Raw genomic sequence first — 12,404 nt, 5'->3', positions numbered from 1 at the left:
GAGTTATTAACAGAAGTACTTGAGTTGAATTAAGTTTGCTTAGTTTAACTAGCTTGATCACTAAATCAAGGTGTTTTGTAGAATATCGAATCAATTGATGCTTTATACAACAACTGTTTGGGTGTTGTATAGTCAAGCCTCACGAGTAATTAGTATTGGTCAGCTTCACATATCACTATGCTTCCACATCCAACCTATCAACGTTGTAGTCTTCAACGGCTCTTTAGAGGACATATAGTCCTAGGGAAATCTAATCTTGAGGTAGGCTTCCCGCTTAGATGCTTTCAGCGGTTATCCCTTCCGAACATAGCTACCCGGCGATGCGACTGGCGTCACAACCGGTACACCAGAGGTTCGTCCACTCTGGTCCTCTCGTACTAGGAGCAGATCCTCTCAAATTTCCAACGCCCACGGTAGATAGGGACCGAACTGTCTCACGACGTTCTAAACCCAGCTCGCGTACCTCTTTAAATGGCGAACAGCCATACCCTTGGGACCTGCTTCAGCCCCAGGATGAGATGAGCCGACATCGAGGTGCCAAACACCGCCGTCGATATGAACTCTTGGGCGGTATCAGCCTGTTATCCCCAGAGTACCTTTTATCCGTTGAGCGATGGCCCTTCCATACAGAACCACCGGATCACTAAGACCTACTTTCGTACCTGCTCGACTTGTGGGTCTCGCAGTTAAGCGCGCTTTTGCCTTTATACTCTACGCGTGATTTCCGACCACGCTGAGCGCACCTTCGTACTCCTCCGTTACTCTTTAGGAGGAGACCGCCCCAGTCAAACTACCCACCAGACATGGTCCTCGCTCCAGATCATGGAGCAGAGTTAGAACCTCAATATTACCAGGGTGGTATTTCAAGATTGGCTCCACTAGAACTGGCGTCCTAGTTTCAAAGCCTCCCACCTATCCTACACAAGTAAGATCAAAGTTCAATGTCAAGCTGCAGTAAAGGTTCACGGGGTCTTTCCGTCTAGCCGCGGGTACACCGCATCTTCACGGCGAATTCGATTTCACTGAGTCTCTGCTGGAGACAGCGCCCCCATCATTATGCCATTCGTGCAGGTCGGAACTTACCCGACAAGGAATTTCGCTACCTTAGGACCGTTATAGTTACGGCCGCCGTTTACTGGGGCTTCGATCAAGAGCTTCGCTTACGCTAACCCCATCAATTAACCTTCCAGCACCGGGCAGGCATCACACCCTATACGTCCACTTTCGTGTTTGCAGAGTGCTATGTTTTTAATAAACAGTTGCAGGGGCCTGGTTTCTGTGGCTGTCAATAGCTCAGGAAGCAAGTTCCATCACCGTCGACAGCGTACCTTCTCCCGAAGTTACGGTACCATTTTGCCTAGTTCCTTCAGCAGAGTTCTCTCAAGCGCTTTGGTCTACTCGACCTGACCACCTGTGTCGGTTTCGGGTACGATTCCTGTGTAACTGAAGCTTAGAGACTTTTCCTGGAAGTATGGTATCAGCCACTTCGCTGTACAAGTACAGCTTGCTATCAACTCTCAGCATAGAGCACCCCGGATTTGCCTAAGATGCATGCCTACTGTCTTTCACCTGGACAACCAACGCCAGGCTGACTTAACCTTCTCCGTCCTCTCATCGCATTACACAGAAGTATTGGAATATTAACCAATTTCCCATCGACTACGCCTTTCGGCCTCGCCTTAGGGGTCGACTCACCCAGCCCCGATTAACGTTGGACTGGAACCCTTGGTCTTTCAGCGAACGAGTTTTTCACTCGTTTTGTCGTTACTCACGTCAGCATTCGCACTTCTGATACCTCCAGCAGACTTCTCAATCCACCTTCATCGGCTTACAGAACGCTCCCCTACCACTTGCAATAAATTGCAAATCCGCAGCTTCGGCATGTAGTTTTAGCCCCGTTACATCTTCCGCGCAGGCCGACTCGACTAGTGAGCTATTACGCTTTCTTTAAAGGGTGGCTGCTTCTAAGCCAACCTCCTAGCTGTCTATGCCTTCCCACATCGTTTCCCACTTAACTACAATTTTGGGGCCTTAGCTGGCGGTCTGGATTGTTTTCCTCTTGACTACGGACGTTAGCACCCGCAGTCTGTCTCCCGGATAGTACTCATTGGTATTCGGAGTTTGCATCGGTTTGGTAAGTCGGGATGACCCCCTAGCCGAAACAGTGCTCTACCCCCAATGGTATTCGTCCGAGGCGCTACCTAAATAGCTTTCGGGGAGAACCAGCTATCACCAGGCTTGATTAGCCTTTCACCCCTATCCACAAGTCATCCCCTGGCTTTTCAACGACAGTGGGTTCGGTCCTCCAGTTAGTGTTACCCAACCTTCAACCTGCTCATGGATAGATCGCCTGGTTTCGGGTCTACACCCAGCAACTAAACGCCCTATTAAGACTCGATTTCTCTACGGCTCCCCTATGCGGTTAACCTTGCTACTGAATGTAAGTCGCTGACCCATTATACAAAAGGTACGCAGTCACCGAACAAGTCGGCTCCCACTGCTTGTATGCATGCGGTTTCAGGATCTATTTCACTCCCCTCACAGGGGTTCTTTTCGCCTTTCCCTCACGGTACTGGTTCACTATCGGTCAGTCAGGAGTATTTAGCCTTGGAGGATGGTCCCCCCATATTCAGACAAGGTTTCACGTGCCTCGCCCTACTCGACATCATCATATCAGCCCTTTCGTGTACAGGACTATCACCCACTATGGTTGCACTTCCCAGAGCATTCCACTAAAACTGATATGACTTAATGGGCTTTTCCCCGTTCGCTCGCCGCTACTAAGGGAATCTCAATTGATTTCTTTTCCTAAGGGTACTGAGATGTTTCACTTCCCCTCGTTCGCCTTGCAACACTATGTATTCATGTTGCAATACCTACCTTATGGTAAGTGGGTTTCCCCATTCAGAAATCTCCGGATCACAGGATATTTGCCGCCTCCCCGGAGCTTATCGCAGGCTATTACGTCTTTCATCGCCTCTGACTGCCAAGGCATCCACCACATGCACTTAATTACTTGACTATACAACCCCAAACAGTCGTTAACCCTTACAAGCGGGGTTAGCAACAGAACATGTCTTTCAACACGCTCATACAGTTGGCGTCTGTGCATTTAAGCACTGTACAGCTTCAATTAGATTCATATACCAAAACGCTTGATTCAGTTAATTTCGCTAGTTCTCATTTCAATCACTTCAACAATCAATCTTACGATTTCTTGTTTCCGCTTTTGGAATAAGTTAAACAATTAATTTCAACTCAAATATATTCTGTTAATGATTGTCTACGTCCTCATCGGAGCGTAGCAACTGTGATAAATCACAGAAGTTAACAAGACGCGCATTATACGCAGTTTCTTACTAATTTCTATAATCTAACCAACTGATCGCTTACTCAGTGCTCGAAGTATAACTTCTCGCTTAAATTTTAAGGAAAAGCAGTGCTTTTCTGATCTTAAAATTTGGTGGAGACTAGGAGAGTCGAACTCCTGACCTCCTGCGTGCAAAGCAGGCGCTCTACCAACTAAGCTAAGTCCCCAGCTTATCATATAGATTCGATATATCTTTACGTTCTGTTCGCTTCAGTATTTTCATACTGCGTTAGTCAGATAGTGGTGGGTCTGACAAGACTTGAACTTGTGACCCCACGCTTATCAAGCGTGTGCTCTAACCAACTGAGCTACAGACCCTCAGATACATCTTCATGAAGAACAACTTGTTGTGGATTCTTACCGATCGTCAATCTTTCGTTAAGGAGGTGATCCAGCCGCAGGTTCCCCTACGGCTACCTTGTTACGACTTCACCCCAGTCATCGGCCACACCGTGGTAAGCGTCCTCCTTGCGGTTAGACTACCTACTTCTGGTGCAACAAACTCCCATGGTGTGACGGGCGGTGTGTACAAGGCCCGGGAACGTATTCACCGCGGCATTCTGATCCGCGATTACTAGCGATTCCGACTTCATGGAGTCGAGTTGCAGACTCCAATCCGGACTACGATCGGCTTTTTGAGATTAGCATCCTATCGCTAGGTAGCAACCCTTTGTACCGACCATTGTAGCACGTGTGTAGCCCTGGTCGTAAGGGCCATGATGACTTGACGTCGTCCCCGCCTTCCTCCAGTTTGTCACTGGCAGTATCCTTAAAGTTCCCGGCTTAACCCGCTGGCAAATAAGGAAAAGGGTTGCGCTCGTTGCGGGACTTAACCCAACATCTCACGACACGAGCTGACGACAGCCATGCAGCACCTGTATCAGAGTTCCCGAAGGCACCAATCCATCTCTGGAAAGTTCTCTGTATGTCAAGACCAGGTAAGGTTCTTCGCGTTGCATCGAATTAAACCACATGCTCCACCGCTTGTGCGGGCCCCCGTCAATTCATTTGAGTTTTAGTCTTGCGACCGTACTCCCCAGGCGGTCTACTTATCGCGTTAGCTGCGCCACTAAAGTCTCAAAGACCCCAACGGCTAGTAGACATCGTTTACGGCATGGACTACCAGGGTATCTAATCCTGTTTGCTCCCCATGCTTTCGTACCTCAGTGTCAGTATTAGGCCAGATGGCTGCCTTCGCCATCGGTATTCCTCCAGATCTCTACGCATTTCACCGCTACACCTGGAATTCTACCATCCTCTCCCATACTCTAGCCAACCAGTATCGAATGCAATTCCCAAGTTAAGCTCGGGGATTTCACATTTGACTTAATTGGCCACCTACGCACGCTTTACGCCCAGTAAATCCGATTAACGCTCGCACCCTCTGTATTACCGCGGCTGCTGGCACAGAGTTAGCCGGTGCTTATTCTGCGAGTAACGTCCACTATCTCTGGGTATTAACCAAAGTAGCCTCCTCCTCGCTTAAAGTGCTTTACAACCAAAAGGCCTTCTTCACACACGCGGCATGGCTGGATCAGGGTTGCCCCCATTGTCCAATATTCCCCACTGCTGCCTCCCGTAGGAGTCTGGGCCGTGTCTCAGTCCCAGTGTGGCGGATCATCCTCTCAGACCCGCTACAGATCGTCGCCTTGGTAGGCCTTTACCCCACCAACTAGCTAATCCGACTTAGGCTCATCCATTAACGCAAGGTCCGAAGATCCCCTGCTTTCCCCCGTAGGGCGTATGCGGTATTAGCAGTCGTTTCCAACTGTTGTCCCCCATTAATGGGCAGATTCCTAAGCATTACTCACCCGTCCGCCGCTGAATCCAGTAGCAAGCTACTTTCATCCGCTCGACTTGCATGTGTTAAGCCTGCCGCCAGCGTTCAATCTGAGCCATGATCAAACTCTTCAGTTTAAAATCAGTAGTGCCTAAAGGACACCAATCTTGGCTCATCAATTTTCTGACAAATATTTCTCAAATAAACTTCGAGTAATTTCTACCATCAATCAATGAAAATAATTTCGATCAATCAACCAGTAAAAATCCACACAAGTTGTTCTTCATAATCTCTTAATGATCTTCTTGCTCTTCGTCAGAGACAAGTTCAACGCAAAACATCTAACAACTTAACCTGTTCAGCTAAGTTCGTTTGCTGTATCGCGTCGGGATGAGCTCATTATAGGGCAATTTCGTACAGACGCAAGTGCTTTTAACTGATTGTTTTTATGAGTGTTCTATTTTTGCGCACCAAAATGGGTCATTTTAGTGTTATTTTTCACTTAAACCTATAATATTAAAGCAGAAATATGAATAAAATATTTCTGCTTTATTTCTTAGTTTTATTTTGCTGTTGTTGGTTTAATCATCACTTTGGTGATTTTGATCGGCTGATTCGGCACATTTTGATGCATACCATAGTTTCCTGTTGGAACTTTCACGATCTTATTCACGATATCCATACCTTTTGTGACCTTCCCAAACACAGCATAACCCGGATTACCCGGTGCTTTATTTAAAAAGTCATTGTTCGCCACATTAATAAAGAACTGACTGCTTGCAGAGTTTGGATCATTGGTGCGTGCCATAGCCAAAGTACCGATATCATTTTTCAAACCATTGCTGGCTTCATTAATAATAGGTGCTTTAGTCTGCTTCTCAATCATTCGGCTATCCATGCCACCGCCTTGAACCATGAAACCTGGAATCACGCGATGAAAGATGGTGCCATTATAGAAGTTGTCTTTGACATAGCTTTTAAAGTTTTTAGCCGATACCGGTGCTTTGTCATCAAACAATTCAATATCGATGTTGCCCATAGTAGTTTGAATCTGCATTTGCGTATTGGCTGCCATCACATTTGCCGCCGCGACTGTGAGAACCAGTCCAAGTGCATAGTGTTTCATTGTCTATATCCTAAGTCAGTGAAATTGAGTATTTAGGAACTCAAAGTACAATATTGTATTGAGATGTATTGATCTTAAAAGATCACTCTGTTGAATAGATGTAGAAATTAAGCTAATTCGTGATGTTTATGTCGATCTTCTTGATCGAGCTTAGGTTGATCCTGATGCTTTTTATACTGATATAAAGACACGCTCTATCAGTATAAAAGTGTTTTCTTCAATCCAATAAAAAAGCCAGCATCGATACTGGCTTTGGCTTATTAAAAGATTAACTGACTTTATCCCAAAATTTTCGGAAAGATTTGCTCATTTCAATCACATTCTTTTTAGCTTTGCTCGATACCAAAGTCAGATTGATAAACCCATGGGTTTGGTCTTCATAGTCTTGGTAATAGACTTTTGAGCCATGCTGACGCAATTTGTTGGCATAGATTTTACCTTCATCATGCAATACATCATGCCCTGCGGTAATCACATAAGCTGGAGCCAGTTTTTTAAACTGTCCATTGATCGGTGAAATCAAGGGATCATCCAACGCCATTTGATGGCGGGTAACATAATAGTCAGTAACATGATCGATATCGCTTGAGGTCAGTACTAAACCCTCTTTATAGGCAAAGAAAGATGGATGACGACTTTTGAAATCTACAGCAGGATAAATCAACCATTGTGCTTGAGGTGCATAATTGGCATTGGCTGTACGTTGGGCAAGTACCGCACTGATATTGCCGCCTGCACTGTCCCCGGCTACGGCAATTCGATTTTTTAAGATTTTAAATTGGCGACGGTTCTGATAGACCCATGCCAAGGCATCTTCACAAGATTGAATCAGTTGTTGTGGTGCCACTTCTGGTGCTAAGGGATATTCGACGCTGATGACTTGAGCTTTAGCATGCACCGCAATCAAACGACAGACTTCGTCATGGGTATCAATACTGCCCACCACAAAGCCGCCACCATGATAGAACACGATCATCGGTAACTTTTTATGAGGTGCTGGATGGTAATGTCTTGCCAAGATACTGCCACTTTGTAACGGTAGTCGAATATCTTCAACCCGCTGCACATGGGTAGACTTATGTGTGATTGATCGAATCTGAGTTTCAAAGGCTTGACGAGACCGTTCTACATCGGCACCGATAAAGCCAGATTTGCCTTGTTTCAGTTGAGCTGCCATTAAACATTTGGTGAAGCTGTCCAATGCTGGATAGTCATACGGATAGCCTAAAGCTTTGGCCAATGAATTCTGTACCAAGTTCGGCAATCGATCCAATGCACGTCCAGCAGAACCCTGCCCATTTTCTGATAATTGTTGTAGCTTTTGATTCAATACACCCATGCTTCCCTACCTCAGTCTTCATATTCTCTACATGATCAAGGTTTAGACTGACCATATTGTTAAACAAGTCTAGTAATCGATATACAAATACAAAACTTAGATACGCTAATCTGACTCTAGCAGTCTTGTCATTGACTATTTAGGTATTTCTCAGCATTTTTTTTGTAATTGATGATCATCGAATCGGAAAGGTGAGCGCTATGTCCATTAAAGTTATTTTTGTCTCCTTGGCAACCGCATTTTTAGCCGTCGGATGTGTTGCTTTCCCTGAAGATGGTGGCTACTACAACAATGGTGGTTATTATGGTGGCTATGATGATCGTTATGATCGCCGCTATGACCGTAACAATCAATACGAACGTCAGCGTTGGGAACGTGAACGTGCACAACGTTTACAACAACAGCGTCTTGAAAATGAACGTCGTCAACGTGACTTAAACCGTCAGCGTGCGGAACGTCAGAATGATGCGCGTCGTGATCAAGAGCGACGCTTACAAGAAATTCGTCGTAATCAAGCCAATCATTCGCAGAATCAACGTCAGCAATTGGAACGTCGTAAACAAGAATTGCAAAAACGCCAAGATCAAAACCGCAACCGTATTCACAACAACGGCGACCGTGCGCAACCGCATGAAAATCGTGATCAAAAACGTTTTGAGCAAAACAAAGATCGAAAAAATGATAACCGTCGTAAAGATAACCGAGATCATAAAAAAGATTAATTCGATCACTCCTCTGTCGAGTATAAAAGCCTAGCCCGATGTCTAGGCTTTTTTAATGCATTTAACTTTTATAATTTAACTACATCTATAAAATAGCTTCTATATGACAGATTGATCTACCTTTGACTGACATACTGAATATAAACGAGTATATGTCAGCATGAGGTTTGCAGATTGAGCGCTGAACAACCAAATCATCGTACATCTAAAAAAATAGACAGTAGCGGCATCCAAGCTACTGTCTATTCTGACTATTCTGAGATGTCTCTGTACTAAGAGACTACTGTATTCAACTCAGCAGACGACTCTCTTTAATCTTCAATTCAATGGATCAAAACCAAATCTTATTGAGGTGCTTCAGCCGATGGTGCATCAGTCACTGGGCTGACTTGAACGGGTTCTGCTTGTTGTAAAGTTGGATCAGCTTGCACAGCTGCCCCTGATTGCACATCGGCATCTACTGTCGCAGATTGTGCGATCGCACTTTCTTGACCCACTTGTTGTGAACTTTGTGCAGTCTCAGTTGACTTGGTCGACTCACAACCCACCATTGTTAAACTTGCACCAGCTAAAATAAGTGATAACAGACCTAATTTTTTCATAGAGGTATTCCTTTATTTGAAATAACGAAATCAGATTTAACTTCGTGTGACTATCATTCCTAAATTTTTAAAATTCTACGTATGTCGTTGGTTAGGGTTTTAACGTGTTCAGGTTGTAGTTCTGAAAAACCTAGTAAAACTGATCTCGAAGCTGATATTTTTTAAAAATTTAAAATTAAGGCTATATTTTTATGGGTTTTTTTATTTAAAATATCAGAAAATTCAAGCCATATCTTAGTTAAAATATGGCTTTAAAAATAACATTGGTAATATTTATGGACTATAAATTTACAATGTAAAATGAGTCTTTAGACTGAAAAAAAGACAAAAAAAAGCTCATCCAAGGAGGTTGGACGAGCTATGAAAAAGCATAAGCTAAAAAATAAATAGAAACTACAGCGTGAGTATCTGGTTAAAGATAATACAGCGGATAAAAATAATACTGAAAGATTTCATTTATATGATTTAATATTTTTTTTATATAAATATCTATAACTTAGGGTAATTATGCCACAATTTGAGAACCAATTCACACTTTCATGCCGTTCACTTTTCTACTCCTTATGTTTTTTTATGTAACTAAAACAGTTGCTCTGGTTTATGTCATTTTGTATCGCTTTATAAAAGCTCATTAAAATTGACGAAATAAACTGATTTTAAGCTTGAATTTTCTCTGCTCGCCCACATTTCTTGTGTATTGACAAATTAAACACTCATGGCAGTTCAGTATTAACGCGGTTAACCCTGACGCCCCAAGGACTGTACATGTTTAAAAACCCATTTAAACGGAGATCTTCCATGACAAATGATCAGAACGAACAAACTCAAGACCTTCAATCTGAACAAGCTGAAGCACAAGTCGAAAATGCGCAAGCTGAAACAGAACAAGCTGAAGTGACAGTTGAAGATCTTCAGGCGCAAATCGTGAATTTGTCTGAAAGTCTTAAATATGAAAAAGCCGTTGCTGCCAATGCAAAATACGAAGCTGAAAAAACCAAAGAACGTTTAGAACGTGAAGCAGATACTGCGAAAAAATTTGCTTTAGAGAAATTTGCCAAAGAATTACTCGATTCTGTCGATAATTTGGAACGTGCACTACAAGCGGCAGGCGAAGAGAAAACACCATTGTCTGAAGGTGTAGAACTGACGCTTAAATCATTGCTGACCACTTTAGAAAAATTTGGTGTGGTGGCAGTCGATACTGCAAATGGTTTTAACGCAGACCTTCATCAAGCTGTGGGTATTTCTCCAGATGCGAAAGCGGGTGAAATTGGTGTGGTGTTGCAAAAAGGTTATACCCTTGCAGGTCGTTTACTCCGCCCTGCCATGGTGATGGTTGGTCAATAATTTAAAGTTTGAGTGCGATTCAATCGCGCTGAATTGGCTCAAAATGTAAGTATTTCGAGAGTTTGTGAAATTTTTTTAAATATTTTACTTGAAAAAAAATCATTGGCTCTCATATCGGATAACAAGCATAAACAATTGCAAAAATATTTTTGAGGAAACATCCAAATGGCTAAAATCATTGGTATTGACTTAGGTACTACAAACTCTTGTGTAGCAGTACTTGAAGGCGACAAAGTTAAAGTAATCGACAACGCTGAAGGCGCGCGTACAACGCCGTCTATTATTGCGTACAAAGATGGCGAGATCCTTGTGGGTCAATCTGCTAAACGTCAAGCAGTAACCAATCCTAAAAACACATTGTTCGCGATCAAACGTTTGATCGGTCGTAAGTACCAAGATCAAGCCGTTCAAAAAGATATCGGTCTTGTCCCATACAAAATCATCAAAGCAGACAATGGCGATGCTTGGGTTGATGTAAACGATAAAAAACTTGCGCCACAACAAATCTCTGCTGAAATCTTGAAAAAGATGAAGAAAACTGCAGAAGACTACTTAGGTGAAACAGTAACAGAAGCTGTTATTACTGTTCCTGCTTACTTCAACGATGCGCAACGTCAAGCAACGAAAGATGCGGGTAAAATCGCAGGTTTAGAAGTTAAACGTATCATCAACGAACCAACTGCTGCTGCGCTTGCGTTCGGTATGGACAAAAAAGAAGGCGACCGTAAAGTTGCTGTATACGACTTGGGTGGTGGTACGTTCGACGTATCAATCATCGAAATCGCTGACCTTGATGGCGACCAACAAATCGAAGTATTGTCTACCAACGGTGATACATTCCTAGGTGGTGAAGACTTCGATAACGCTTTAATTGAATACTTAGTTGAAGAATTCAAGAAAGAGCAAAGCGTAAACTTGAAACAAGATCCACTTGCGTTACAACGTTTAAAAGAAGCGGCTGAAAAAGCAAAAATCGAGCTTTCTTCTTCAAACGCAACTGAAATCAACCTGCCATATATCACAGCAGATGCGACTGGTCCTAAACACTTAGTGATCAACGTAACTCGCTCTAAACTTGAAGGTTTGGTTGCTGACTTGGTTGCGCGTACGATTGAGCCATGTAAGATTGCACTTAAAGATGCAGGTCTTTCGACTTCTGACATCTCTGACGTAATTCTTGTGGGTGGTCAGTCTCGTATGCCACTTGTACAACAAAAAGTACAAGAGTTCTTCGGTCGTGAGCCACGTAAAGACGTGAACCCAGACGAAGCTGTAGCAATGGGTGCTGCGATTCAAGGTGCGGTACTTTCAGGTGACAAAACTGACGTACTTCTTCTTGACGTTACTCCGCTTACTCTTGGTATCGAAACTATGGGTGGCGTGTTAACAGCAATCATTGAGAAAAACACCACGATTCCTGCGAAGAAATCTCAAGTGTTCTCAACTGCTGCGGACAACCAACCTGCTGTAGACATTTCTGTGTTCCAAGGTGAACGTAAAATGGCACAGCAAAACAAATTGCTCGGTAACTTCCAATTGGGCGATATCCCACCTGCTCCACGTGGTGTGCCACAAATTGAAGTGTCTTTCGACATCAACGCTGATGGTATCTTGAAAGTATCTGCAAAAGACAAGAGCACGGGTAAAGAGCAATCAATTCAAATTAAAGCAAACTCTGGTTTGAGCGATGCTGAAATTGAAGCGATGATTAAAGATGCTGAAGCGAATGCTGAAGAAGATCGTAAGTTTGAAGAGCTTGCAAAAGCACGTAACGAAGCGGATGCTTTAGTTGCTTCTGCAAATAAAGCAGTGAAAGATCTTGGCGAGCAAGTGACTGCTGATGAAAAATCTGCGATTGAAACTGCAGTTTCTGAACTTGAAGCTTCTACAAAAGAGAATGATGTAGATGCAATCAAAGCGAAAACTGAAGCGCTTCAAAATATCATCATGCCGATCAGCCAACGTGCTTACGAAGCTGCTCAAGGTCAAGGTGGTGCTGAAGGTTTTGATCCAAATGCATTCCAAGGTGGCGATGCGGGTCAAGCGAAGAAAGCGGATGATGGCGTTGTAGATGCTGAGTTCACTGAAGTTAAAGATGACAAAAAATAATTTGTCACT

The 12,404-nt window shown here is 43.6% G+C and carries 6 protein-coding genes, 2 tRNA genes and 2 rRNA genes; 3 read left to right on the top strand and 7 right to left on the bottom strand.

Annotated elements, in window-relative coordinates; genetic code table 11:
- Positions 1–128 precede the first annotated feature (128 nt).
- From G8D99_RS00115 to G8D99_RS00090, 6 genes are all read right to left on the bottom strand, one after another.
- A 23S ribosomal RNA gene (locus G8D99_RS00115) occupies positions 129–3,022 on the bottom strand.
- A 439-nt stretch (positions 3,023–3,461) separates the two neighbouring features.
- Positions 3,462–3,537: transfer RNA gene (locus G8D99_RS00110), tRNA-Ala, on the bottom strand.
- 74 nt (positions 3,538–3,611) lie between these two features.
- A tRNA-Ile gene (locus G8D99_RS00105) sits at positions 3,612–3,688 on the bottom strand.
- A gap of 61 nt (positions 3,689–3,749) precedes the next feature.
- Positions 3,750–5,287 (bottom strand): 16S ribosomal RNA (locus G8D99_RS00100).
- Together the 16S and 23S rRNA genes with 2 tRNA genes alongside form the textbook arrangement of a ribosomal RNA operon.
- 425 nt (positions 5,288–5,712) lie before the next feature.
- Entirely contained in the window at positions 5,713–6,225 is a 513-nt protein-coding gene (locus G8D99_RS00095; RefSeq protein ID WP_406741526.1) for a peptidylprolyl isomerase, read from the bottom strand.
- Between the two features lie 319 nt (positions 6,226–6,544).
- Positions 6,545–7,615, bottom strand: coding sequence for an alpha/beta hydrolase (locus tag G8D99_RS00090; protein ID WP_166321451.1), 1,071 nt, complete (start codon positions 7,613–7,615; stop codon positions 6,545–6,547).
- 200 nt (positions 7,616–7,815) lie between these two features.
- Here G8D99_RS00090 and G8D99_RS00085 point away from each other — a divergent pair, with 200 nt between their 5' ends.
- On the top strand, positions 7,816–8,337 hold the full coding sequence (locus G8D99_RS00085; RefSeq protein ID WP_166321449.1) for a hypothetical protein: 522 nt from the start codon (positions 7,816–7,818) through the stop codon (positions 8,335–8,337).
- A 344-nt stretch (positions 8,338–8,681) separates the two neighbouring features.
- On the opposite strand, the gene G8D99_RS00080 is transcribed toward G8D99_RS00085, so the two are convergent.
- A complete protein-coding gene (locus tag G8D99_RS00080) occupies positions 8,682–8,939 on the bottom strand; it encodes a putative periplasmic lipoprotein (RefSeq protein WP_166321447.1) in 258 nt (85 codons plus the stop codon).
- Between the two features lie 798 nt (positions 8,940–9,737).
- On the opposite strand from G8D99_RS00080, the gene grpE reads away from it, so the two are divergent.
- Together grpE and dnaK are read left to right on the top strand one after the other, a co-directional pair.
- Positions 9,738–10,286, top strand: a complete 549-nt coding sequence (gene grpE, locus G8D99_RS00075; protein ID WP_166321445.1) for a nucleotide exchange factor GrpE — start codon at positions 9,738–9,740, stop codon at positions 10,284–10,286.
- Positions 10,287–10,451: 165 nt separating this feature from the next.
- On the top strand, positions 10,452–12,395 hold the full coding sequence (gene dnaK, locus G8D99_RS00070; RefSeq protein ID WP_166321443.1) for a molecular chaperone DnaK: 1,944 nt from the start codon (positions 10,452–10,454) through the stop codon (positions 12,393–12,395).
- Positions 12,396–12,404: the final 9 nt, after the last annotated feature.

This window comes from Acinetobacter lanii, from assembly GCF_011578285.1.
GTDB lineage: Bacteria > Pseudomonadota > Gammaproteobacteria > Pseudomonadales > Moraxellaceae > Acinetobacter > Acinetobacter lanii.
The sequence above is the reverse complement of the archived record's forward strand: the minus strand, read 5'-3'. Positions and strand labels throughout refer to the sequence as shown.

Excerpts from the sequence above, each read along its gene's own strand:
- G8D99_RS00095 (WP_406741526.1), bottom strand. The coding sequence starts at position 6,225 with ATGGCAGCCAATACGCAAATGCAGATTCAAACTACTATGGGCAACATC.
- G8D99_RS00090 (WP_166321451.1), bottom strand. The coding sequence starts at position 7,615 with ATGGGTGTATTGAATCAAAAGCTACAACAATTATCAGAAAATGGGCAG.
- G8D99_RS00085 (WP_166321449.1), top strand. The coding sequence starts at position 7,816 with ATGTCCATTAAAGTTATTTTTGTCTCCTTGGCAACCGCATTTTTAGCC.
- G8D99_RS00080 (WP_166321447.1), bottom strand. The coding sequence starts at position 8,939 with ATGAAAAAATTAGGTCTGTTATCACTTATTTTAGCTGGTGCAAGTTTA.
- grpE (WP_166321445.1), top strand. The coding sequence starts at position 9,738 with ATGACAAATGATCAGAACGAACAAACTCAAGACCTTCAATCTGAACAA.
- dnaK (WP_166321443.1), top strand. The coding sequence starts at position 10,452 with ATGGCTAAAATCATTGGTATTGACTTAGGTACTACAAACTCTTGTGTA.